The sequence below is a fragment of the Pseudomonas sp. RC10 genome (genome assembly GCF_038397775.1).
In the GTDB taxonomy this organism is placed as follows: domain Bacteria; phylum Pseudomonadota; class Gammaproteobacteria; order Pseudomonadales; family Pseudomonadaceae; genus Aquipseudomonas; species Aquipseudomonas bambusae.
In genome coordinates, this window is sequence record NZ_CP151650.1 from 5301857 (window position 1) to 5326035 (window position 24179).

The window sequence follows — 24179 nt, forward strand, 5'->3', positions numbered from 1 at the left end:
GGCACATCGCTTTTGATTCTGGCCATCGGCCGTAGGAGCGCAGCTTGCTCGCGATCTGGCGCGCAGCGGCAGTAAAATCTGCCACCCTGGTTGTGTCAGACGTATCGCGTTTGCAGTATTTGCTGCCGCTTCGCGCCAGATCGCGAGCAAGCTGCGCTCCCACGCCCTCCGGGCAGAAGCAGTTCTGCGGTGTATCCGAAAACAATAAACCCCGCACTGGGCGGGGTCTGGTGGCATCGCAACGCTTACGCCGGTTTCTTCAGCGCCAACTTCTTCAACTCTTCGTCCCGCAGTTCGCGGCGCAGGATCTTGCCGACGTTGGTGGTCGGCAACGCATCGCGGAATTCCACGCTGCGCGGCACTTTGTACGCCGTGACGTTGGCGCGCATGTGCTCCATGACCTGCTCTTTGGTCAGGGTTGCGCCGGGTTTGACCACCACGAAAATCTTGATCGCCTCACCCGACTTCTCGTCCGGCACGCCGATGGCCGCGCATTGCAGCACGCCGGGCAGGGTCGCTAGCACGTCTTCCAGTTCGTTCGGGTACACATTGAAACCGGACACCAGAATCATGTCCTTTTTGCGATCAACGATACGGATGTAGCCATTGGGCTGAATCACCGCGATGTCACCGGTCTTCAACCAGCCTTCGGCGTCCAGCATTTCGTCGGTGGCCTCCTGGCGCTGCCAGTAGCCTTTCATCACCTGCGGACCTTTAACGCACAGCTCGCCCACTTCGCCCAGCGGCAGCTCCTCGCCCGCGTCGTTGATGGTCTTGCACAGCGTAGAGGGCACCGGGATGCCGATCGTGCCCATCTGGATGTTCTTGAACGGGTTCACCGTTGCCACCGGGCTGGTTTCAGTCATCCCATAGCCTTCGCAGATCGAACAGCCCGTCACGTCCTTCCAGCGCTCCGCAGCGGTCTGCTGCAGCGCCATGCCGCCGGACAGAGTGACCTTCAGCGCAGAGAAGTCCAGATTGCGAAAATCAGCGTTGTTGCACAACGCCACGAACAGCGTGTTCAGACCGACGAACCCGCTGAACTTCCATTTCGACAATTCCTTGACCATTGCCGACAGGTCCCGGGGGTTGCTGATCAGGATGTTGTGGTTGCCACTCAGCATCATCGACATGCAGTGAAACGTGAACGCGTAGATGTGGTACAGCGGCAGCGGCGTGATCAGAATCTCGCAGCCTTCGTTGAGGTTGGAGCCCATCAGCGCCTTGCACTGCAGCATGTTGGCGATCAGGTTGCGGTGGGTCAGCATCGCGCCCTTGGCCACGCCGGTGGTGCCACCGGTGTATTGCAGCACAGCGACATCGCTGCTTTTTGGCGAGGTTTCATTGACCGACTTGCCCTGCACCATCGCCAGCACGTCGTTGAATTTGACGGCCTTGGGCAAGTGAAACGGCGGGACCATTTTCTTCACGTACTTGATGACGCTGTTAACCAGCAGGCGCTTGAGTGGCGGCAGCAGGTCAGCGACTTCGGTGACGATCACGTGCTTTACGTGGGTTTTCGGCACGACCTTCTCAGCCAGGTGCGCCATGTTCGCCAGGCACACCAGCGCCTTGGCCCCGGAGTCGTTGAACTGGTGTTCCATTTCCCGCGTGGTGTACAGCGGGTTGGTGTTGACCACGATCAGGCCGGCGCGAATGGCACCGAATACCGCGATCGGGTATTGCAGCACGTTGGGCAATTGCACGGCGATGCGGTCGCCCGGTTGCAGGTCGGTGTGCTGTTGGAGATACGCGGCGAACGCGCCGGACAATTCGTACATCTCACCGTAGGTGAGTGTCTTGCCCAGGTTGCTGAACGCAGGTTTGTTGGCGAAACGCTCGCAGGACTGTTTCAATACCGCCTGAACGTTTGGATACGCGTCCGGATCAATATCGGCAGCGATACCAGACGGATATTTATCCTTCCAGAAGTTTTCGATCATGGAAGCCGACTCCTCAGCGACAGCGTTTCTACACACCGCTCGATGCGATGATTTCTTGTGTTTGGAATGTTCGTAGCAACCGCTTTCTGCGTATCGACTGTACAAAAAGCGGGCCGAGCGTAGCAGCTTTGCCAAAGGCCGACCAGAGGCAAACGCAGCCTCTACAGTCATAAACATGACTCTTGAACATTCATTAGTCACGTTTAGAGCAATGAACCTAAATGTCGAAATTTCACACAGTTTTCCGTCTGTTCGTACAACCCTGTAGGAGTGAGCTTGCTCGCGAGGCGTTAGAGCAGACGGCTCAACAGTGCCTGTATACACGCTTCGCGAGCAAGCTCACTCCTACAGGTATGGGCGTTAAACAATAAAAAAACGGCGTGTTTCTCAACACGCCGTTTCTTTATATAGCCGTTTCAGGCCGGATCGCGCAGCTCGCGTCGGAGGATTTTGCCCACTGGCGTCATCGGCAACGACTCCCGCAGCACGATGTGCTTGGGAATCTTGTAGCCCGTGAAGTTTTCTTTGCAGTACGCCTTTAACTCGTCGGTGGTCAGGCTTGCATCCCGAGGCACCACGAACAGCTTCACCGCCTCCCCCGAACGCTCGTCCGGCACACCAATGACCGCGCAGTTGGCGACCTTCGGGTGATGCGAAACCACGTCTTCGATCTCATTGGGGTAGACGTTGAAACCCGACACGATAATCAGATCTTTCTTACGGTCGACGATGCGAATAAAACCGTCAGGATCGATCACTGCGATATCGCCCGTCTTCAGCCAGCCTTCGCTGTCGATCACTTCGGCGGTGGCATCGGGTTTGTGCCAATAGCCGAGCATGATCTGCGGCCCTTTCAGGCACAGCTCGCCCCGCTCGCCCACTGGCAATTCGTTGCCTTCGTCATCGATGACCTTGGCGGTGGTGCCGGGCACAGGCATGCCGACGGTCCCCAGCTTCGACTGGTCGCCGTAGGGGTTGGCGGTGGCCACGGGCGAGGTTTCGGTGAGGCCGTAGCCTTCGACGATGGGGCAGCCGGTCAGTTTCAGCCAGCGCTCGGCGGTGGATTTCACCAACGCGGTGCCGCCGGAGTTGGTCAGGCGCAGGTGGGAGAAATCCAGATTCTTGAACTCAGGATGGTCCAACAGCGCCACAAACAGCGTGTTGAGGCCGAGCATCGCCGAGAACTTCCATTTCTTCAGCTCTTTAATGAAGCCACCAATGTCACGCGGGTTGGTGATCAGCACGTTGTGATTGCCGCTGACCATCATGCACATGCAGTTACAGGTGAACGCGTAGATGTGGTACATGGGCAGCGGCGCGATCATGATTTCGCCGCCTTGCTTGAAGATCGGCAGCCCGTCCGGGCCGTGCTGCAACATGCAGGCGTAAACCTGCTGCATGTTCGCGACCAGATTGCCGTGGGTGAGCATCGCGCCTTTTGGCGAGCCAGTGGTGCCGCCGGTGTATTGCAAGACGGCGATGTCGTCCAGGTCGAGCTTCACCTGTTGCACGTGATCGCCACGGCCGAGCTTGAGCACGCTCTTGAACGCGACCGCTTGGGGCAAATCGTAGGCCGGAACCATCTTCTTCACTTTCTCGACGACGGTGTTGATCAGCCACCCCTTGGCCGCCGACTGCATGTCGCCCATCTTCACTTCGATGAGGTACTGAATGTCGGTGTCGGGCAGCACTTCCTGCACGTTCTTGCCGAACACATTGAGGTAGACCAGCGCGCGCACACCGGCGTCCTTGAACTGATGGCGCATCTCGCGTGCGGTGTACAGCGGGTTGGTGTTAACCACGATGAGACCGGCGCGCATGGCACCGAAGACGGCGATGGGGTACTGGATCAGATTGGGCATCTGGACGGCGATGCGGTCGCCGGGTTTGAGCTCGGTTTGCTGCTGAATGTAACCGGCGAAAGCCGCTGAATGACGCTCCAGCTCGGCGTAGGTCAAGGTCACGCCCATGTTGCTGTAGGCCGGGCGATCCGCGTACTTCTTGCAATTGCGCTCGAAGACCTCGATCACCGATTTGTACGCGTGAAGGTCCACTTCAGAGAGGACGCCCGCCGGGCGTTTGTCATTCCAGAATTCAGGTTGCATGTTCTTTTTATCCTCTTACCTGAGAGTACCGGCCCCGCAGCCTGGGTGCGGGTGATTGCCGGACGTTAGCAGCTAACCCCGAGAAGGCAAATAGGCCCCCGGGCGTCATCAATGACGTGAATCTCGCGGGTGATCGGCCCGTCATTCCGCAACGGCTATACACTGCTGGATAAGGATGACTACAGCGCAATTTCGCGACAATTTTATACAAGGCCAGGGAAACACCATGAAACATGATGCTTTTTGGCTGGACACCACGGATCACCACCGCGTGTACGTGAATGCCTGGCTGACGCTGGGCGATCCCAAGGCGGTGGTGATGCTGTCCCATGGCATGGCGGAACACAGCGGACGCTATGAGCGGCTTGGCTCCGCGCTGACGGGAGCAGGTTTTGCGCTGTACGCCCATGACCAACGCGGGCATGGCCGCACCGCCGCGCACGGCGTTCTCGGGCATTACGCCGATCAGGATGGCTGGAACAAAGTGGTGGGCGATCTGGCCCTGCTGAATGCCACGATTGGCGAGCGTCACGGAGACGTGCCCGTTTTTCTGCTGGGGCACAGCATGGGCAGCTACATCGCTCAGGCGTACTTGCTGCACCACAGCGCCAGCCTGCAAGGCGCGGTGCTTAGCGGCTCGAACTTCCAGCCAGTTTCCCTTTATCGCACCGCCGCAGTCGTGGCCCGCATGGAGCGTTGGCGTCAGGGACCGACCGGGCGCAGCGCGTTGATCGAGTTTCTGTCGTTCGGCTCCTTCAACCAGAAATTCAAGCCCGTGCGCACGTCATTTGACTGGCTCAGCCGTGATCCGGAGGAGGTGGACAAGTACGTGAGCGACCCGCTGTGTGGGTTTCGCTGCACCAATCAGTTCTGGCTGGACATGCTCCGTGGCATGCAGCAAATCAGCAAAACGTCGAATCTCGCGCAGATCGACAAAAGCCTGCCGATGCTGATCATGGGTGGCGAATGTGATCCGGTGAGCGAAGGCAAGCGTCTCAAAGATCTGGCTGAGGCGCTGACAGGGACCCATCATCCGTTCGTGACCCTGAAGATCTACCCTCAGGCCCGGCATGAAATTCTCAACGAGACCAACCGCGAGGAGGTCACTCATGATTTACTCGCCTGGCTCGAAGAGGCGCTGAAGGAGCCCCGGCCACCCCGCATCGAATGACGCCTTTTCATTTCTTTTGAACGTTACAGGACCGCCACATGACTGAAGTCACCAACACCCCGTACGAAGCCCTTGAAGTCGGCCAGACCGCCAGCTACAGCAAAACCGTCGAAGAACGTCACATTCAGCTGTTCGCCGAAATGTCCGGCGACCGCAACCCGGTGCACCTCGATGCGGAATTTGCGGCCAAGACCCTGTTCAAGGATCGCATCGCCCACGGGATGTTCAGTGGTGCGCTGATCAGCGCAGCGGTGGCCTGCGAGTTGCCTGGGCCGGGCACGATCTATATCGGTCAGCAGATGAGCTTTCAAAAACCGGTGAAGATTGGCGACACGTTGACCGTGCGGTTGGAAATTCTGGAAAAACTGCCGAAGTTTCGCGTGCGGATCGCGACACGGGTGTTCAACCAGGATGAAGAATTGGTCGTTGATGGTGAGGCGGAGATCCTGGCGCCGCGCAAGGAACAGACCGTCAGCTTGACGGAATTGCCGGCGATTACGGTGGGGTGATGCTCTCCCCCCCCTGCCTGGCCCCTATGCAGGGGCTCTGCAGGGTCTCCACGGTGGGAGCGAACTCATTCTGGGCGGCATTCCGACGATGGGCCGGTACAGTCAACCCATCTCGGTTGCCTGATCGAAATTCGCGAATGAATTCGCTCCCACAGGAACTCTGCGGTGTAACCGCCTCAGCGCCCTTCCCAGAAAAAACCCAAAAAAATGGGCAACCGAAGTTGCCCCAAATGCCTTGCGTGCTCTTTTTATAAGAGACTCAATCTTCACCGCGCGTCCGCGAGTCTCTCCAGATGAACAGTGCCAATGCTGCGAAAAAACTCAGTATCAGCATCACCGTGACCACACCCGCTATCACCGCATGATCGAGAAACATGGAAGCCCCTCCCACCGTCATCTGTTCGATGGGTGCAGATTAGCCAGGGGCGGACAGGGAAGTATTGACCCACATCAATCCCCCGCACCGTTGAATGAAGGCACGCGCAGATTGATCAGGTCAGAGGGAGAACGGAAACGGGGAGCTAGCGCTTTTTCGGCTTGTTCTTGCTTTTCTTCTTGGCCTTGGCCAGCGGCATCGCCTGCTCGAAGGCCTGGCGCACTTCGTTAAGCCGCTTGTCGTTGAGGTCGTGAACACGCTTGGCGCGCTCGACGCTCAGGTCTACCAGTTTGTCATCGCTCATGGCGGGGTGCTCTCGAATGCCCAATGGCGACAATAATGCGCAATCGGACCGGCGCTGACCAGCACCTCACACCTTCAGGTCCACCCACAACCCCTGACGTGGCTCATCATCGATGATCGGGACCACGGGCACGGTGTTGTCCGCGTTCAGGAAATCACCTGGAATCGCCGGGCCGCTGTGAACCGGCGGCGCGCCTTCCTCTTCTTCATTGAGATCAGGATGACGATCGGACGTGCGTCGATCGCGACGGCGCCGTTGCTGGCGGCGCTGCTCTTCGCGCAGCAGCAATTGAGCCTGCTCCGGGTCGCGCTGGCCCATGTTGATGGTGCTCTCGCTGGAGCTCGGCTGCACCGGCGCGACAGGCGGGATGTCAGGCGTGGGTTTGACCGGGTCCTGCTGCGAGGTAACGGGGGCCGCGCTCAAGGGGATCAGCGGTGGCAGCATGGTAATGGTCTCCTGTTATCAGGCTGTCGGCTGCCGTTTCGTCGACTTGAGCCGTAATGCGAGGAAGTTTCGACTATGTTTCTCGCAACAAGTGCCCGTCCGGCGGTTTATACCCAACAAATGCAGGGCTTTTTACAACATGGGCCGCACAAGCGCTTTGGCTGCGCGGCGTGTTCCGTTACCATAGTCGGCTTTTTCAAGGCGGGAGTCAGGCAGCATGGCGCAGCAGTATCAACCGGGGCAACGCTGGATTAGCGACAGCGAAGCCGAGCTGGGTTTGGGCACCGTTCTGGCACAGGACGGCCGCTTGTTGACCGTGCTCTATCCGGCCACTGGCGACACCCGCCAGTATGCATTGCGCAACGCGCCCCTTACGCGGGTGCGGTTCTCGCCGGGTGACACCATCACCCATTTCGAAAACTGGAAGATGACCGTTCGCGAAGTCGAAGATGTCGATGGCCTGCTGGTCTATCACGGCCTCAACGCGCAGAACCAGCCGGTGACACTGCCGGAAACCCAGCTCTCCAACTTCATTCAATTCCGTCTGGCCAGCGACCGCCTGTTCGCCGGGCAGATCGACCCGCTCGCCTGGTTCTCGCTGCGCTACCACACGCTGGAGCACACCAGCCGCCAGCTGCAATCCTCGCTGTGGGGCCTGGGCGGTGTTCGCGCTCAGCCCATCGCTCACCAGTTGCACATCGCCCGTGAAGTCGCCGACCGTATCGCCCCTCGCGTTCTGCTGGCGGACGAAGTGGGTCTGGGCAAGACCATCGAAGCCGGTCTGGTCATCCATCGCCAACTGCTGTCGGGTCGCGCCAGCCGCGTGCTGATCCTCGTGCCGGAAAACCTGCAACACCAGTGGCTGGTGGAAATGCGCCGCCGCTTCAACCTGCAGGTCGCGCTGTTCGATGCCGAGCGCTTCATCGAAAGCGATGCCAGCAACCCGTTCGAAGACACCCAACTGGCGCTGGTGTCGCTGGAATGGCTGGTCGAAGACGAGAAGGCCCAGGACGCGCTATTCGCCGCTGGCTGGGATCTGCTGGTGGTCGATGAAGCACACCACCTCGTCTGGCACGAAGAAAAGGCCAGCCCGGAATATTCGCTGGTTGAACAACTGGCCGAGGTCATTCCTGGCGTGTTGCTGCTCACCGCGACCCCGGAACAACTCGGTCAGGACAGCCACTTTGCCCGTCTGCGCCTGCTCGACCCTAACCGTTTCCACGACCTGAAAGCCTTCCGCGCCGAGAGCGAAAACTATCGCCCGGTGGCTGAAGCCGTTCAGGAACTGCTGGATCAAGGCCGCCTCTCGCCCAAGGCACACGAGACCATTCAAGGTTTCCTCGGGGCTGAAGGCGAAGCGCTGTTAGGCGCTGTGGCCGATGGCGACACCGAAGCCAGCGCCCGCCTGATCCGCGAATTGCTCGACCGTCACGGCACCGGCCGCGTGCTGTTCCGCAACACCCGCGCCGCCGTGCAAGGGTTCCCGGAGCGCAAACTGCATCCGTACCCGCTGCCGTGCCCGGCCGAATACCTCGAATTGCCCATTGGCGAACATGCCGACCTGTACCCGGAAGTCAGCTTCCAGGCTCAGGGCGAGACCAGTGAAGAAGAACGCTGGTGGCGCTTCGACCCACGCGTCGATTGGCTGATCGACACGCTGAAGATGCTCAAGCGCGTCAAGGTGCTGGTGATCTGCGCTCACGCCGAAACCGCGATGGACCTGGAAGACGCTCTGCGCGTGCGCTCCGGCATCCCGGCGACCGTGTTCCACGAGGGCATGAACATTCTGGAACGTGACCGCGCCGCCGCGTACTTCGCCGACGAAGAGTTCGGCGCGCAGGTGCTGATCTGTTCGGAAATCGGCAGTGAAGGCCGTAACTTCCAGTTCTCGCACCATCTGGTGCTGTTCGATCTGCCGGCGCACCCGGACCTGCTGGAGCAGCGTATCGGGCGTCTGGACCGGATCGGCCAGAAGCACATCATCGAGCTGCACGTCCCGTACCTGGAAACCAGCCCGCAAGAGCGTCTGTTCCAGTGGTATCACGAAGCGCTGAACGCCTTCCTCAATACCTGCCCGACCGGCAACGCGCTGCAACACCAGTTCGGTCCGCGCCTGCTGCCACAACTGGAAGGTGGCGACGAAGACGACTGGCAAGCGCTGGTCGCCGAAGCCCGTGCCGAGCGTGAGCGTCTGGAAAGCGAGCTGCACACCGGCCGTGACCGCCTGCTGGAACTCAACTCCGGCGGCGCGGGCGAAGGCGATGCACTGGTCGAGGCGATTCTGGAGCAGGACGATCAGTTCACCCTGCCGATCTACATGGAAACCCTGTTTGACGCCTTCGGCATCGACAGCGAGGACCATTCGGAAAACGCCCTGATCCTCAAGCCGAGCGAGAAGATGCTCGACGCCAGCTTCCCGCTGGGCGACGACGAAGGCGTGACCATCACCTACGACCGCAATCAGGCGCTGTCCCGCGAGGATATGCAGTTCATTACCTGGGAGCACCCGATGGTGCAAGGCGGCATGGACCTGGTGCTGTCCGGCTCGATGGGCAACACCGCCGTCGCGCTGATCAAGAACAAAGCGCTGAAACCTGGCACCGTGCTGCTCGAATTGCTGTACGTCAGTGAAGTGGTCGCCCCGCGCTCGCTGCAACTGGGCCGTTACCTGCCGCCGGCCGCCTTGCGCTGCCTGCTGGATGGCAATGGCAACGATCTGTCGGGCCGCGTCTCGTTCACCACCCTGAATGACCAGTTGGAAAGCGTGCCTCGCGCCAGCGCCAACAAATTCATCCAGGCTCAGCGTGACGTGTTGAACCCGCAGATCAACGCCGGTGAAGCCAAGATCGCACCGAAACACGCCGAGCGCGTGGCCGACGCCCAGCGTCGCCTGGCCGCAGACACCGATGAAGAACTGGCGCGCCTGACCGCCTTGCAAGCGGTCAACCCGACCGTGCGCGACAGCGAAATCACGGCACTGCGCGAATTGCGTGAACAAGGGCTGGCGATGCTGGAAAAAGCAGCGCTGCGGCTTGAAGCGATTCGGGTATTGGTCGCGGGTTAAGCCCAAGTCGCCGCAGATCGTGCGGCGAACCCAAATCCTGTAGGAGTGAGCTTGCTCGCGATCACGCTTTGTCAGTCGAGCTATCCGTCTCAGTCAAATCGCGATCGCGAGCAAGCTTACTCCTACAAGGGGATGTGTTCGCTCACAGATCTTCACGCCACCGACGGCTTCACACCGCCTGCAACCGGCTCATCCGCCGCCATCCCCTCTCGCATCCGCCGCGCATCACGGCTGAAGCATTTCGACGCAATCACCAGAAACACCAGCGTGAAAAACAACGCGCCGGGAATCAGGTACATCATCGCGTCATGCAACCCCACCGCCTTGAACGCTTCGGTCACTTCCTCGACCTGGGCAGCGGCCATCGCTGTGTGGGCGAAATGATCGGACAGCAACCCCGCCACCACCGGCCCCAGCCCACCGCCCAGCAAATACAGTCCCGCGAAGAACAGCGCCATCGCCGTGGCACGCAAACGCGGCTGCACCACGTCCTGAATCGCGGTGTAAACACAGGTGTAAAAGTTGTAGGAAAACAGCCAGCCCACGCTGAAAACCGCGACGAACAGACCGATCTCGATGCGCCCGGCATGCAGCGCGAAACCGGTGCACAGGCAGGCGACGGTCATGCTCGCCGCCGCGAACATCAGACGACCATTGGCCCAGCGTTGATGCAGCTTGTCGGCGACCCAGCCCCCTGCCGTCAGGCCGACCAACCCTGTCACGCCAACGATCAACCCGGTGGCCATTGCCGCTTCCTGCAACGGCAGCAAAAAATAGCGTTGCAGCATCGGGACCATGAACGAGTTGCAGGCGTAGGTCGCGAAATTGAACGCCAGCCCCGCCAGCACCAGCCAGCGAAACGTCGGGATCGACAGCACGCGACGAATCGGGCGGTCGATTTTTTCTTGAGAGGTCGCGACACTTTCAGCCGCACCACGGGCGGGTTCGCGAATGAAGAACATGAACACCGCCAGGATCAGCCCCGGCACAGCGGCGATAAAAAAGGGGGCGCGCCAGCTGTCGAACGCCTTGACCATCGCGCCGATGGTGAAAAACGCCAGCAACAGGCCCAATGGCAAGCCGAGCATGAAAATGCCCATGGCGCGGGAACGTTTGTGCGCGGGGAACAGATCACCGATCAGCGAGTTGGCAGCAGGTGCGTAACTCGCCTCGCCTATGCCCACGCCCATGCGCACCAACAGGAAGGTCCAGAAACTGCCGACCAGGCCGTTCACGGCCGTCAGCCCGCTCCAGACCGCCAGCCCCCACCCCATCAATTTGCGGCGCGAGCCGTTGTCAGCCATGCGTCCCAACGGCAATCCGGCTACGGCGTACACCAGGGTGAAAGCCGTGCCGATGATGCCCAATTGAAAATCGCTCAGCAGCCATTCCTTGCGGATCGGCTCGATGATGATGGCCGGGATCGTGCGGTCGAAAAAGTTGAACAGGTTGGCCAGAAACAGCAGGAACAGGACGCGCCACGCGTTAGTCGCTTGAGTGGAATGATGCATGTGTCGTCTCTTTTTATTGTTGTTGGGCCAGACGCCCCCGCCGAGACCCTGAATCTAGTCAGGCTGATCGAAACTGTCTTGGACCATTCGCCAAACTGATACCCGCCCATCGCTTCAGCAGGCTGAAAATGGCCCCTGTCGCTCTACCTCTGCCCGCCGAATTATATTTTCGGCCCCCACTTCCCAACGCCATCCGGAAGCCTAGAATAGCGCCGGATCGCTCCCCCCTTCCTGATCCATTCTCCGGTTTACATCCATGTCCGACGTCAGTCCGTGCCTGAATTGTGGTGCCTGCTGTTCACACTTTCGCGTGTCTTTTTATTGGGGTGATTGCGAATCCGCAGGTGGGACGGTGCCCGACGAATTGGTCAGCAGCATCAGCCCGAGCCGCGTGGCAATGCTCGGCACCGACTGCAAATCGCCGCGCTGCGCAGCCCTGCAAGGCGAAGTGGGCCAAGGCACACGCTGCTCGATCTATGAAAAACGCTCCAGCACCTGCCGGGAATTCGAGGCTTCATGGACTGACGGCGTGCACAACCCCGACTGTGACGCCGCCCGCGCCGCATTCGGTTTATTACCGGTGGAACCGATGGACAGTGGCAAAGTCACATCACTGATCGTCGCCTGTGCATAGAACCTTTCGCGATAAATGTTATTGCGAAATAGTTGGTACGTCCGTCTCCCAACGTGTGTTTAAAAATAGGCGACTCCTATAATCATCGCAAAGTGCCATCAGTTGCCCAGACTGAGGTATCTCCAGCAGTGGACACATGGAGCGTGCTATGGATTGGCTGGGTTTGCATTTTTTGACGTCGATGCCCGCGCATGGCGGGATGATGCTTCATGGCACTCATAATCCCGTCCTCATCGTCCTCGCTTATGTGGTGGCCTGCGCCGCCAGCTTCGCAACGCTGAGCATCGCCGAGCGCGTCGGCCACGTGGACCGCGTGAATGCACGCCTTCGCTGGCGCGCCCTCGGGTCGCTGTGTCTGGCCGTGGGCATCTGGGCCATGCATTTCATCAGCATGTTGTCTTTCCAGGCCCCACTGGACATGCATTACGACCTCGCCGTCACCATCGCATCATTGGCCATTGCCCTGGTCTCCGGCATGGTGGCCATGGAAGCCCTCGGCCATCCGCGGTTGCGCGTCAGTCAATACCTGGTCGCGTCGGTGTGCATCGGCCTGGGGATTATCGCCATGCATTACCTCGGCATGTCGGCCATGCGTTCGAGCGCCACGCAGTATTACGAACCGTGGCGCTTCGCGGGTTCAATCGTGGTCGCCATTGCCAGCAGTCTGACCGCGCTGGTGCTGGCCATTCGTCTGCGTAAAGGCAGCGGCACCCGGCATCAGTTGCTCAAATACGGTGCGAGCCTGGTGCTGGGTGCGGGGATCGTCGCGACGCACTTCATGGGCATGTGGGCCTTGCAGTTGAGGGTGCCTGACGACATGCCGATGGAGATGCATGCCACGGGCAACAGTCTGCAACTGAGCCTCACCATCGCATTGATTGTGCTGCTGATCATCGCGGGCAGCATCAGCGCCGCCCTGGCAGACAAGAAACTGCAAGCCAAGGAACGCGACCTTGCCAGGGTCAACGCTTTGCTGAGCCAGCTCGATCAGGCGCGGGCGTCATTGCAACAGGTCGCCCACTACGACGCCCTGACCAACCTGATCAACCGTCGCGGGTTCAACCAGATCTTTGCCGAACGCCTGACGGAACAGAAGCAGGCGCACGGCAAGCTCGCGGTGATGTTTCTCGACGTCGACCATTTCAAGCGCATCAACGACAGCCTGGGGCACGACGCGGGCGACGAGCTGCTGAAAGTCATTGCCGACCGCATCCGGGGCGCGACCCGGGCCAATGACGTCGTGGCACGTTTCGGGGGTGACGAATTCTGCATTCTCATCGAGCTCGAAAACGTCGAGGAAGCGCGACACATGGCGCACCGGGTCATGGCCAAAATGAAAGACCCCATCGCCTTGAACGGCCGGCGCATGGTGATGAGCACCAGCATCGGCATCAGCCTGTTTCCCGAGGACGGTGAGACCTGCGATGAGCTGCTCAAGCACGCTGACCTGGCCTTGTACCAATCCAAGGGCAATGGCCGTAACACCCTGCACTTCTTCAATGAAAGCCTGAAAACCCGCGCCAGCATGGAGCTGCACCTCGAAGAACAGCTGCGCCATGCGTTGACCGAAGGACAGGGCCTGCAACTGTATTACCAACCCATCGTTGATCTGCGCACCGGTCACGTTGCCAAACTGGAAGCCTTGGTCCGCTGGCAGCACCCGACTCAAGGCCTGTTGACCCCGGATCGTTTCATCACGATTGCTGAAACCAACGGCTTGATCGCCGATCTGGACAATTGGGTCTTGCGCCGCGCCTGCCAGGATTTGGCGCAACTCTGTGACAACGGCTTTGAAAACCTTGTGATTGCCGTGAACTGCTCGGCGCTGAACCTCGCTCGCGAGGAACTGGTGCAAGAGATGGACTCGGCGCTCAAGGAAGCGGGTGTGGCGCCACAACGGCTGGAACTGGAGGTCACGGAAAACGCGTTGATGGGCAACATCAGCAACACGGTTTTGCTGCTCAACGAAATCCGCAAGCTGGGCGTGGCCTTGTCCATCGACGATTTCGGGACAGGCTATTCTTCACTCGCCTACCTCAAGCGTCTGCCGCTGGACACTGTGAAGATCGACCGTTCGTTCATCATCGACATCCCCAAATCCCCGCAAGACATGGAAATCGTCCAGGCGATCATCGTCATGGCCCACACGTTGCGCCTCAAAGTGGTGACCGAGGGCGTCGAGACGCCGGCACAGCTGGAATTCCTGAGCGAATACGGCTGCGATTTCGTCCAGGGCTACCTCTTCAGCAGACCTGTGCCGCTGGAGACACTCAAGCCATTGGTACAACAACTCAATCAGCGCCAGCCCTCGCAACTCTGGCCGTCCACTCACCTCCTGGAAGCAGTGGAAATGACCGTCGGCCAGCCCATTACCGAAGAAGGCCTGCGTGAAACCGAACATCCACGCCCCGATCGCTTTCGTTCTCGCCCGCAACGCTGAGCGTGTGAAGCAGTCCTCACATCGAGGGCTCAACGTTCAAGTCGCCCGCCATGACGCCGATCAGCAAGGGGAATCCCTTAGACGGTGCTAGGGTTGGGCCCTATCGCTCGTTGCCGATAGCCCACTGTACAGTCGGGTTCTCTTTTTGGTGATGGCGCGTTGACACCCCTGCGTCGTCCTTCAGGCGTGGCGTGCAATGACCCATAAAACCGAGGCTGCAGGCGCAGTATCCGAACTTCTGCAAACCGTACTCAATGAGCACAGCGCGTTGCCACCCGTCGATTATCGACCGCAGCCCGTGCCCGCGCAGTCGTATCTCTACTTCACGGAAACCGACACGGATCGCATTCTCGACAACCTCGACGGTCTGCGCGACATGGTGTTTCCGCCATCGATTCATTTCGAAGAAACGGAAAACCGCGCCGACCAACAATTCCCGTCCGTTTGCCTGATCGGACTGGGACGTTGCGGTTCCAACATCGCGCTGGACGTTGCTGAACTGGTCTACAACGCGCGCACGTTCTACCTCGATCAGCTGAACAATGACGAGCGTCTGCGCGACGACAAGGGTTATAGCCCTGCCCGCTGGATTCGTAACAACCTGCGTCTGGGGCAAAACAAGTCGAGCAAGCCGGTGTTTCTGGTCGAGCCTCTGGTGATGCTCGGCGATCTGGATAAAGACATTGCGGGACGCATCCGCTTCTCGCGCAAAGGCGACAAGAGCGGCTTCATCAAGGACTACTCCAAGATGAAGATCATGGACCTCTCTGAAGTCCACGCCGGGGGTGCGGGCAACGCGCCGATCCTGGGTCAATACCTGGCCAAGATCATCCTGAACAAAGACACCAACCACTTTTCCAGCGCTGACTGGAAACTGATCCACTCCTACCTGATCGATTCCTGCGGCATCAAGGCCAACCAGTCGCGGCTGTATTTCTACATTTTCAGCGCGGGGGGTGGCACGGGTTCGGGCATGGCCTCGGAATTTGGCCTGGCGCAGCAGTTCTCGTACATGAACAAGACCTTCGACACCAAGCCTGCCAGCGAAAACGATGGCAAGCGGGGGCGCTCTTTTGTGTTCGAGCCGATTTTCACCAGTGGCATCTGCGTGTTGCCGAACATCTCCGACCATCGCAGCGAAATGTCTGAAGCCCTGCACATCAACGCCGGACGGCTGCTCTGCAAGTACCTGGCAGAAGAGTGGGACTTCTCGTACAACTTCGAGAACGAAGACAGCAGCGAAGCCAGCGTCATGGGCCGCATTCGCCCGTGGAACGCGATGATGCTGATCTCCAACGACATCATGCGCTACGCCGAAGAAAGCGATGACGGGACCATCGAGAACATCGACGTCAACGCCATGGAGCGTCACGCCAACCAGTACATCTCACAGCAGATTTTCAACATTCTGACAGCGCAGGCCGTCACCACGGACTACGACCAGAATTACTTCCGGCGTGCAGGGATAGACATCGGCGAGACCATTCGCCTGGATGCCAACGACCTGTTCATGAGTCTGGCGGGGCCTGTGGCGATTGCCTACGCCGAATCAGTCGTGCCGGAGACGCCGCCGCCAGGCTCGGACAAGCTCAAGTTGTTCGAGAAAGAGCCGCCGCGCCTGGACATCGACGACCTGTTCTACCGCTCCATCGACCTGCCGCATTTCAACAAAATGACCCAGGCCATCGAGGGCATCAGCCTGCTGCCCATCGAGTCACGACGCTATCGCGCGGCGCTGGAGCAGTATAAGGCGTCGGGGTATGACGCGGCGGCGTTGCACGATTTGCATTTCTTCAAGAACTGCTCGTCGGTGGTGTCGATCGTTTCGCTGCCCAAGGATTACAAGCTGTCGTACATGGACCTGAACCGGTTGAAGACGCACCTCAACAGCCTGTTCCCCAACACGACGCTCAAGCGTTACGCGCTGGTGATCGGCGCGTCGGCCAACCTGTCGCTGACCACCCTGATCGCCAAGAGCCCGTGCCTGTCGGACGACTTCCTGACGCTGATCGTGGCCTTCATCAAGCGCTGTTTCGCCAAACAGCCGTATCGCTTCGATGACACGCTGGACAACTCGATTCTGGATTTCATCATGAGCGATGAGTTCGACGAAGCGCGCATCGACGACCTGCTCAACGAATACGAAAACCCGGCAAAGATCCTGGACACCAACTGGTACGCGATCAAACCGATGTACGAGAAGAAATACCGCGAGCTGATCGACGACAAGGCGCGGTTCATCTCGATCAACGACATCCGCATTTCCCGCGAGAGCGTGAAGAAAGCGGTGAAATACCTGCGAGAGATTTACCGTCACCGGATTGGAAAGACGCGGGTTATTTCGCTGAACCAGCACACGGGCAAGACGGGGTATCTGGGGTGAGGGTGTTGGGTTGGGTTGGGTTGGGTTGGCGTTGAGTTGAGTTGAGTTGAGTTGAGTTGAGTTGAGATTGCTACATCGATGCCCTTCGGGCCTATCGCGAGCAAGCTCACTCCTACATCGTTTGCAACGTGCCACATCCTAATGGACCGAGTTACCAGCCTTTTGAGCAAGCCTTGAAATTGTGCGGCGAACACCAAGGCTAACGGCTCGGTCCATCAGGCCATGGCACGTTTAAACAGATGTAGGAGTGAGCTTGCTCGCGATAGGCCCGAAGGGCATCAAAGTAATGATCTCAAGCCAAACAAGACCTGCTACCCCACCACACTTAAAGTTACCGACCTACCCACTTTGCCATCATCCTACGCACCAAAAATGCACACGATCGGCGATCACGCCCTTTCCTGGATCAACACCCAAGGTGCCACGACGACCGCCCACAACGCCGGATCGCGGGTCAGGAGGTCCAAAGCCGTTGATTCAGAGAGCTTGCTGACCTCCCCGCTCTTCAGCCAGGCGGCCACTTTCAGCTCAGCGTTTTCGGCGAATGCTTCGGCCACGGCAATCAAATCCTGCGATTGCTCGACCCACAACAGGGCACCCTTGGCAAAGAACGGTTCGAGTTCCTTCCAGGTAATAGAAGCCGTTTCGCCAAGCAATTTGGCATAGAGGGTGCTAGGTGCTTGCGTCATGGGTTTCACCGTTTGGAAAATCGGCGTAAATGATACCGCCGCCTTTCCCGCGCACAAACCCGGATACAAGTGATTGATTGCAGAGAACTTCGCTCAAGCCGATAGAAAGATGACCCGGTTGGGGAATCGGCCGGCTTGATTATGTATCTTTCTTTCGATTAAGCGACATCAACAGGTTTTGCCCCCTGCAGCCAGCTTTTCAAGCGCTCGACCGGCGCTCTAAACTGTTCCGGTACAGTTGCCGGGGGTGTGGCCTGGATGAATCAATCCGGTCCTGCAGCTTTGGCCGTCAGGATTATAAAAACTACAAACGCAAGAGTGGAGCATCATGACTAAGGGTATTAATCAGATTTCCAAGCTGTTTGCCGCACTGGTTCTGGCGGGGGTTGCCAGCCATTCGTTCGCAGCTGACACCATCAAGATCGGCATCGCCGGCCCGAAAACCGGCGCGGTTGCCCAATACGGCGACATGCAGTTCAGCGGTGCCAAAATGGCCATCGAGCAAATCAACGCCAAAGGCGGCGTGGATGGCAAGAAGCTCGAAGCCGTTGAATACGATGACGCCTGTGACCCTAAACAAGCGGTCGCGGTCGCCAACAAAGTGGTCAACGACGGCGTGAAATTCGTGGTCGGCCACCTGTGCTCCAGCTCCACTCAGCCAGCGTCCGACATCTACGAAGACGAAGGCGTGATCATGATCACCCCAGCCGCCACCAGCCCGGAAATCACCGCGCGTGGCTACAAGCTGGTGTTCCGCACCATCGGTCTGGACAGCGCCCAGGGCCCTGCAGCTGGCGAATACATCGCCAAGCAAGTCAAGCCGAAGATCGTCGCTGTGATCCACGACAAACAGCAATACGGTGAAGGTATCGCCACCGCCGTTAAACAAACCCTGGAAAAAGACGGCGTCAAAGTCGCCCTGTTCGAAGGCATCAACGCCGGCGACAAGGACTTCTCGTCGCTGATCGCCAAAATGAAGCAAGCCAACGTCGACTTCGTCTACTACGGCGGTTACCACCCAGAGCTGGGTCTGATCCTGCGTCAAGCACAGGAAAAAGGCCTGAAAGCTGGCTTCATGGGCCCAGAAGGCGTGGGCAACGCTTCCATCTCGCAGATCGCTCAGGACGCTTCCGAAGGCCTGCTGGTGACCCTGCCGAAATCCTTCGACCAGGACCCTTCGAACAAGGCGCTGGTTGACGCGTTCAAGGCGAAGAAAGAAGACCCGAGCGGTCCTTTCGTGTTCCCGGCCTACGCCGCTGTTGAAGTGATCGCCGAAGGCATCAAGACCGCCAAGTCCGAAGACACCGCCAAAGTGGCAGCCGCCATCCACGCCGGTACCTTCAAGACCCCTACCGGCGATCTGTCTTTCGACGCCAAGGGTGACTTGAAAGACTTCAAATTCGTCGTTTACACCTGGCACAAAGATGGCACCAAGACTGAAGCCCCTGTGAAGTAATCACAACCTTCATGCTTACCCGGAGCCCACTGCAACCGCAGTGGGCTTTGTTTTAGCTGGGACGCGGGATTTCACAAGAATCCTGATGCCCTGAACATCTTGAAACCGCACCAGTGAATCACTGGGCTCGTGCCGGACGCGGACGTAGATCACGACGCGCGAGCGGGAAAAAGACTCAACCAGTGAAACACCGCCAAGGTTTTTAGGAGCGCGGCAATGCCCGAGATAGATCTCTATCATTTTTTCCAACAGCTGGTTAATGGCATGACCATTGGCAGCACTTATGCCTTGATCGCCATCGGCTACACAATGGTCTACGGCATCATCGGCATGATCAACTTCGCCCACGGCGAGGTGTACATGATCGGTTCGTACGTGGCGTTCATCGCCCTCGCGGGCCTGACCATGCTGGGTCTGGACAATCTGCCGCTGCTGATTACCGCAGCGTTCGTCGCCAGTATCGTGGTGACCAGTGCCTACGGTTACGCCATCGAACGGGTTGCCTACCGTCCGCTGCGTGGCAGCAATCGCCTCATCCCTCTGATTTCCGCGATCGGTATGTCGATCTTCCTGCAGAACACGGTGTTGTTGTCGCAGGATTCCAAAGACAAATCGATCCCCAACCTGATTCCCGGCAACTTCGTGTTCGGCAGCGCCAGCACCCATGAAGTCGTGATCTCGTACATGCAGATCCTGATCTTCATCGTGACCGTAGTGGCCATGCTCGGTCTGACCTGGTTCATCTCCCGTTCCCGCCTGGGCCGCGCCTGCCGCGCCTGCGCAGAAGACATCAAGATGGCCAACCTGCTGGGGATCAACACCAACAACATCATCGCCCTGACCTTCGTCATCGGCGCCGCGCTGGCGGCGGTCGCTGCGGTACTGCTGAGCATGCAGTACGGCGTGATCAACCCCAACGCCGGTTTCCTGGTCGGCATCAAGGCCTTCACCGCAGCGGTTTTGGGCGGTATCGGCAGTATCCCGGGCGCGATGCTCGGCGGTCTGGTGCTGGGTGTGGCTGAAGCGTTTGGCGCCGATATTTTCGGCGACCAGTACAAGGATGTGGTGGCGTTCGGTCTTCTTGTCTTGGTGTTGTTGTTCCGGCCAACCGGCCTGCTCGGCCGTCCGGAGGTTGAAAAAGTATGACCAGAAATCTCAAATCGGCCCTGTTCAGCGCTGTACTGGTGCTGCTGGTTGCCTACCCGATCCTCGGGCTCAAACTGGACATCGTCGGTGTCAATCTGGCGGTTGTCGGCGCCAGCACCACGACCGTGATGGTGATCTTCGCCGCTGCATTGCTGATGTTCCTGCGCGTGCTGTTCAACCAGCAGATCAGCGCCATGTGGCGCTCGCGCCCACAGCATCAATTGGTGTCGGACAAGGCCAGCAATTTCCTGACCCTGCCATCGACCCAGCGCTGGTTCCTCGGTGCCATCGTGGTCGTCGCCCTGATCTGGCCGTTTTTCGGCTCGCGCGGCGCAGTAGACATCGCGACCCTGATCCTGATCTACGTGATGCTGGGCCTGGGCCTGAACATTGTGGTCGGTCTGGCGGGCCTGCTGGACCTGGGTTACGTCGGCTTCTACGCCGTCGGCGCCTACACCTACGCCCTGCTGCAACACTACTTCGGCTTCGGTTTCTGGATCTGCCTGCCCCTGGCCGGTCTGGCCTCGGCGACGTTCGGCTTCCTGCTGGGCTTCCCGGTGCTAAGACTGCGTGGTGACTACCTGGCGATTGTGACCCTCGGCTTCGGGGAAATCATCCGCCTGTTCCTGCGTAACCTGACCGACATCACCGGCGGTCCGAACGGCATCAGCAACATCGAGAAACCGACCTTGTTCGGCTTGAGCTTTGAGCGTAAAGCCGCTGAAGGCATGCAGACCTTCCACGAGTTCTTCGGCCTGGAATACAACTCCATCAACAAGGTGATCTTCCTCTACCTGATCGCCCTGCTGCTGGCGCTGTTGGCACTGTTCGTGATCAACCGCCTGCTGCGCATGCCGATCGGCCGTGCGTGGGAAGCGCTGCGTGAAGACGAAATCGCCTGCCGCGCGCTGGGTCTGAACCCGACCGTGATCAAGCTTTCTGCGTTCACTCTGGGTGCCGCGTTCGCGGGTTTCGCCGGTAGCTTCTTCGCCGCGCGCCAAGGGCTGATCACCCCGGAATCGTTCACCTTCCTGGAATCGGCGATCATCCTCGCCATCGTGGTATTGGGCGGCATGGGATCTCAGCTGGGCGTGATTCTCGCGGCGGTCGTGATGATCCTGCTGCCTGAACTGCTTCGCGAATTCAGCGAATACCGCATGCTGGGCTTCGGCGCCTTGATGGTGCTGATGATGATCTGGCGTCCTCAGGGTTTCCTGCCAATGCAGCGTCCCGTCATGAAACTCAAGGGGGAACGCTGATGAGCCGCCCACTTCTGCAAGCCTCGGGCTTGAGCATGCGCTTTGGCGGCCTGTTGGCGGTCAATGGCGTGGGTCTGACCGTCAACGAGAAACAGGTCGTGTCGATGATCGGCCCGAACGGCGCCGGCAAGACCACGGTATTCAACTGCCTGACCGGTTTCTACAAGCCGACGGCGGGCACCATCCTGCTGGACGGCGAGCCGATTCAAGGCCTGGCCGGTCACGAAATCGCCCGCAAAGGCGTGGTGCGAACCTTCCAGAACGTGCGCCTGTTCAAGGAAATGACGGCCGTCGAGAACCTGTTGGTGGCCCAGCATCGTCACCTCAACACCAACTTCCTGTCCGGCTTGTTCAAGACCCCGGCCTACCGTCGCAGCGAGCGCGAGGCCATGGAATACGCCGAGCACTGGCTCGAAGCCGTCGACCTGAAAGCCTTCGCCAACCGCCCTGCCGGTACGTTGGCCTACGGTCAGCAACGCCGCTTGGAAATCGCCCGCTGCATGATGACGCGCCCGCGCATCCTCATGCTCGACGAACCGGCTGCCGGCCTGAACCCCAAGGAAACCGAAGACCTGAAAGCGCTGATCGGCGTGCTGCGCAACGAACACAACGCCACGGTGTTGCTGATCGAGCACGACATGAAGCTGGTCATGAGCATTTCCGACCATATCGTGGTGATCAACCAGGGTACGCCTTTAGCCGACGGCACACCCGAGCAGATCCGTGACAATCCTGAAGTGATCAAAGCCTACCTGGGGGAAGCGTAAATGCTGCAGTTCGACAACGTTTCCACCTTCTACGGCAAGATTCAGGCGCTGCACGGCGTCAGCATCGATGTGCAACAGGGTGAGATCGTCACCCTGATCGGCGCCAACGGTGCGGGCAAATCCACCCTGCTGATGACCCTGTGCGGTTCGCCGCGCGCCCACAGCGGGAGCATTCGCTACATGGGCGAAGAGCTGGTCGGTCTGGAGTCGTCGGTGATCATGCGCAAGAGCATCGCGGTGGTGCCGGAAGGCCGTCGCGTGTTCGCCCGCCTGACCGTCGAAGAGAACCTGGCCATGGGCGGGTTCTTCACCGACAAGGGCGATTATCAGGAGCAGATGGACAAGGTCCTGGAACTGTTCCCGCGCCTGAAGGAACGCTTCAACCAGCGCGGCGGCACCATGTCCGGCGGCGAACAGCAAATGCTCGCCATTGGCCGTGCGTTGATGAGCAAGCCGAAAATGCTGCTGCTCGACGAGCCGTCTCTGGGGCTGGCGCCGATCATCATTCAGCAGATTTTCGAGATCGTCGAACAGCTGCGACGTGAAGGCGTGACGGTGTTTCTGGTTGAACAGAACGCCAACCAGGCCCTGAAAATCGCCGACCGCGCCTACGTGCTGGAAAACGGCCGGGTGGTAATGCAGGGCACGGGCGCCGAGTTGCTGGTCGATCCGAAAGTGCGGGATGCGTATCTGGGCGGGTGACAGAGCGCATTTGCTTGAGAAAGCGGTGGGTCAGTTATAGGGGTAAGGACTGACACACCGCGTTCGCTGCCGTCGTACCTCCGGCGTCTCCCACAGGTGATGCAGTGGATCGAAAATCTGTGGCACTTTCCGACAATGCCGTGTCGATCGCCCTCAGCGTAACGCCACGAATCTTGTAGGAGACGCCGGAGGTACGACGGCAGCGAAGCGAGATTCATGGCGTTAGTCAGACCGCTGATCTACACGGCATAGTCGGCAAGTATCACAAGCCTTCGATCCACTACATCACCTGTGGGAGACGCCGGAGGTACGACGGCAGCGAAGCGGTTCGCCTGACACGCCTTGTCTATGAATCCCTCACTTCAAAGCTTCTCCAACGCCGCCGTACTGCGCTCGAACCATTCCGTCAGATAGTCCGCCATCACCTGAATCCGCCTCGGCAAGTGCCCTTCGAACGGGTGGACCAGGAACAGCGACGACACCGGCGTCTGATAATCGCGCAACAGCCACTCCAACCGCCCGTCATGCAATTCATCGTGAACCATGTACGACGGCAAGCGCGCAATCCCGGCCCCCACCAACGCCGCCCTCTTCAGTAGCCCGTAGTGATTACTGGCAAAGGTCCCCCGTACGTTCACCCGGCTCAATTCGTGGTTCTGGTGATACACCCACGTCTCACGACCGGCGTAGTGGCTGTTCAACAGGCAACGATGCACCCGCAGCGCTTCGGGGGATTGCGGTTTGCCGTGCTGTTCAAGGTACGCAGGGCTGGCGCAGGTGAGCTCTTGCAGCGACAACAGCGGCTTGGCCACCAGCCGCTCGTCGATGCCGACACTGGAGCGAATACCCAGGTCAAACCCGTCCCGGCGCATGTCGCGGAACTGATTGTTGAGGTCCAGTTCGACCTGCACGTCAGGGTATTTCGCGCTGAACTCGGTCAGCAGCCCCTCGAAAAACGTCTCGCCCAACGATACCGGCACGGTCAGCCGCACCGTCCCCACCAGGCTCTCGCTCAGGTACGCCATGGCATCGCGCACCCGGTCACGTTGCGCCAGCAGCGCCCGCGCCTCGGGCAACAGAATCGCCCCCGCCGAGGTCAGCGTCAGGCTGCGGGTGGTGCGATGCAACAGCGTCACGCCGAAGTTCTTTTCCAGCTTGCTGATGCGCTTGGACAGCTGGCTGGTGCTGGTGTCCAGCCATTGGGCCGCCAGGGTGAAGCTGTTGGCTTCGACCAGCAGGGCAAACGCCGCCAGATCGTCCATTTCGCTCATGATTG

General features: G+C 59.4%; 19 protein-coding genes. 11 read left to right on the forward strand and 8 right to left on the reverse strand.

The genetic code is table 11. From position 1 onward, the window contains the following. Window positions 1–245 precede the first annotated feature (245 nt). Together fadD1 and fadD2 are read right to left on the reverse strand one after the other, a co-directional pair. Window positions 246–1943 (reverse strand): long-chain-fatty-acid--CoA ligase FadD1, encoded by a 1698-nt coding sequence (gene fadD1 / locus AAEO81_RS23985; RefSeq protein ID WP_341959515.1) that lies wholly within the window; start codon window positions 1941–1943, stop codon window positions 246–248. A 416-nt stretch (window positions 1944–2359) separates the two neighbouring features. Continuing rightward, window positions 2360–4048, reverse strand: a complete 1689-nt coding sequence (gene fadD2 / locus AAEO81_RS23990; RefSeq protein WP_341959516.1) for a long-chain-fatty-acid--CoA ligase FadD2 — start codon at window positions 4046–4048, stop codon at window positions 2360–2362. Between the two features lie 226 nt (window positions 4049–4274). Between fadD2 and AAEO81_RS23995 the strand changes: the two genes are divergently transcribed. Next, a complete protein-coding gene (locus AAEO81_RS23995; RefSeq protein WP_341959517.1) occupies window positions 4275–5219 on the forward strand; it encodes a lysophospholipase in 945 nt (314 codons plus the stop codon). 38 nt (window positions 5220–5257) lie between these two features. After that, complete coding sequence (locus tag AAEO81_RS24000; RefSeq protein ID WP_341959518.1) at window positions 5258–5728, forward strand: MaoC family dehydratase; 471 nt, start codon at window positions 5258–5260, stop codon at window positions 5726–5728. Between the two features lie 259 nt (window positions 5729–5987). Here AAEO81_RS24000 and ccoM read toward each other — a convergent pair whose 3' ends face one another. The 3 genes from ccoM to AAEO81_RS24015 all read right to left on the reverse strand — a co-directional run bounded on the left by ccoM (window position 5988) and on the right by AAEO81_RS24015 (window position 6852). Then, entirely contained in the window at window positions 5988–6104 is a 117-nt protein-coding gene (gene ccoM / locus AAEO81_RS24005) for a cytochrome c oxidase subunit CcoM (RefSeq protein WP_306167747.1), read from the reverse strand. A gap of 145 nt (window positions 6105–6249) precedes the next feature. Continuing rightward, window positions 6250–6408: a hypothetical protein gene (locus AAEO81_RS24010; RefSeq protein WP_341959519.1), complete on the reverse strand. Its 159-nt coding sequence runs from the start codon at window positions 6406–6408 to the stop codon at window positions 6250–6252. Between the two features lie 66 nt (window positions 6409–6474). After that, window positions 6475–6852, reverse strand: coding sequence for an aspartate-semialdehyde dehydrogenase (locus AAEO81_RS24015; RefSeq protein WP_166593411.1), 378 nt, complete (start codon window positions 6850–6852; stop codon window positions 6475–6477). Between the two features lie 217 nt (window positions 6853–7069). Between AAEO81_RS24015 and rapA the strand changes: the two genes are divergently transcribed. Continuing rightward, the gene (rapA, locus tag AAEO81_RS24020; protein ID WP_341959520.1) at window positions 7070–9916 is read left to right on the forward strand and encodes an RNA polymerase-associated protein RapA; all 2847 of its coding nucleotides are present in this window, start codon (window positions 7070–7072) and stop codon (window positions 9914–9916) included. A 152-nt stretch (window positions 9917–10068) separates the two neighbouring features. On the opposite strand, the gene AAEO81_RS24025 is transcribed toward rapA, so the two are convergent. Then, complete coding sequence (locus tag AAEO81_RS24025; protein WP_341964606.1) at window positions 10069–11481, reverse strand: MFS transporter; 1413 nt, start codon at window positions 11479–11481, stop codon at window positions 10069–10071. Between the two features lie 202 nt (window positions 11482–11683). Here AAEO81_RS24025 and AAEO81_RS24030 point away from each other — a divergent pair, with 202 nt between their 5' ends. The 3 genes from AAEO81_RS24030 (at window position 11684) to AAEO81_RS24040 (ending at window position 16884) form a co-directional block, all read left to right on the forward strand. Further along, window positions 11684–12061, forward strand: a complete 378-nt coding sequence (locus AAEO81_RS24030; protein WP_341959521.1) for a YkgJ family cysteine cluster protein — start codon at window positions 11684–11686, stop codon at window positions 12059–12061. A 148-nt stretch (window positions 12062–12209) separates the two neighbouring features. Next, a complete protein-coding gene (locus AAEO81_RS24035) occupies window positions 12210–14501 on the forward strand; it encodes a bifunctional diguanylate cyclase/phosphodiesterase (RefSeq protein WP_341959522.1) in 2292 nt (763 codons plus the stop codon). A gap of 196 nt (window positions 14502–14697) precedes the next feature. Beyond that, window positions 14698–16884 carry a hypothetical protein gene (locus tag AAEO81_RS24040; RefSeq protein ID WP_341959523.1) on the forward strand — a complete coding sequence of 729 codons (2187 nt, stop codon included), beginning with the start codon at window positions 14698–14700 and terminating at the stop codon, window positions 16882–16884. A 389-nt stretch (window positions 16885–17273) separates the two neighbouring features. Here AAEO81_RS24040 and AAEO81_RS24045 read toward each other — a convergent pair whose 3' ends face one another. After that, window positions 17274–17573 (reverse strand): DUF2288 domain-containing protein, encoded by a 300-nt coding sequence (locus AAEO81_RS24045; RefSeq protein WP_341959524.1) that lies wholly within the window; start codon window positions 17571–17573, stop codon window positions 17274–17276. Between the two features lie 328 nt (window positions 17574–17901). Between AAEO81_RS24045 and AAEO81_RS24050 the strand changes: the two genes are divergently transcribed. The 5 genes from AAEO81_RS24050 (at window position 17902) to AAEO81_RS24070 (ending at window position 22903) form a co-directional block, all read left to right on the forward strand. Beyond that, complete coding sequence (locus tag AAEO81_RS24050; RefSeq protein ID WP_166593418.1) at window positions 17902–19029, forward strand: branched-chain amino acid ABC transporter substrate-binding protein; 1128 nt, start codon at window positions 17902–17904, stop codon at window positions 19027–19029. Window positions 19030–19245: 216 nt separating this feature from the next. Next, entirely contained in the window at window positions 19246–20175 is a 930-nt protein-coding gene (gene livH / locus AAEO81_RS24055) for a high-affinity branched-chain amino acid ABC transporter permease LivH (RefSeq protein WP_341959525.1), read from the forward strand. Next, on the forward strand, window positions 20172–21434 hold the full coding sequence (locus tag AAEO81_RS24060; protein WP_341959526.1) for a high-affinity branched-chain amino acid ABC transporter permease LivM: 1263 nt from the start codon (window positions 20172–20174) through the stop codon (window positions 21432–21434). Before livH ends, AAEO81_RS24060 begins: the two co-directional genes overlap by 4 nt. Next, complete coding sequence (gene livG / locus AAEO81_RS24065) at window positions 21434–22201, forward strand: high-affinity branched-chain amino acid ABC transporter ATP-binding protein LivG (RefSeq protein ID WP_166593421.1); 768 nt, start codon at window positions 21434–21436, stop codon at window positions 22199–22201. Before AAEO81_RS24060 ends, livG begins: the two co-directional genes overlap by 1 nt. Beyond that, window positions 22202–22903, forward strand: a complete 702-nt coding sequence (locus AAEO81_RS24070; protein WP_166593422.1) for an ABC transporter ATP-binding protein — start codon at window positions 22202–22204, stop codon at window positions 22901–22903. 362 nt (window positions 22904–23265) lie between these two features. Here the strand turns inward: AAEO81_RS24070 and AAEO81_RS24075 are convergent, their stop codons facing one another. Beyond that, on the reverse strand, window positions 23266–24174 hold the full coding sequence (locus AAEO81_RS24075; protein ID WP_341959527.1) for a LysR family transcriptional regulator: 909 nt from the start codon (window positions 24172–24174) through the stop codon (window positions 23266–23268). Window positions 24175–24179 lie beyond the last annotated feature (5 nt).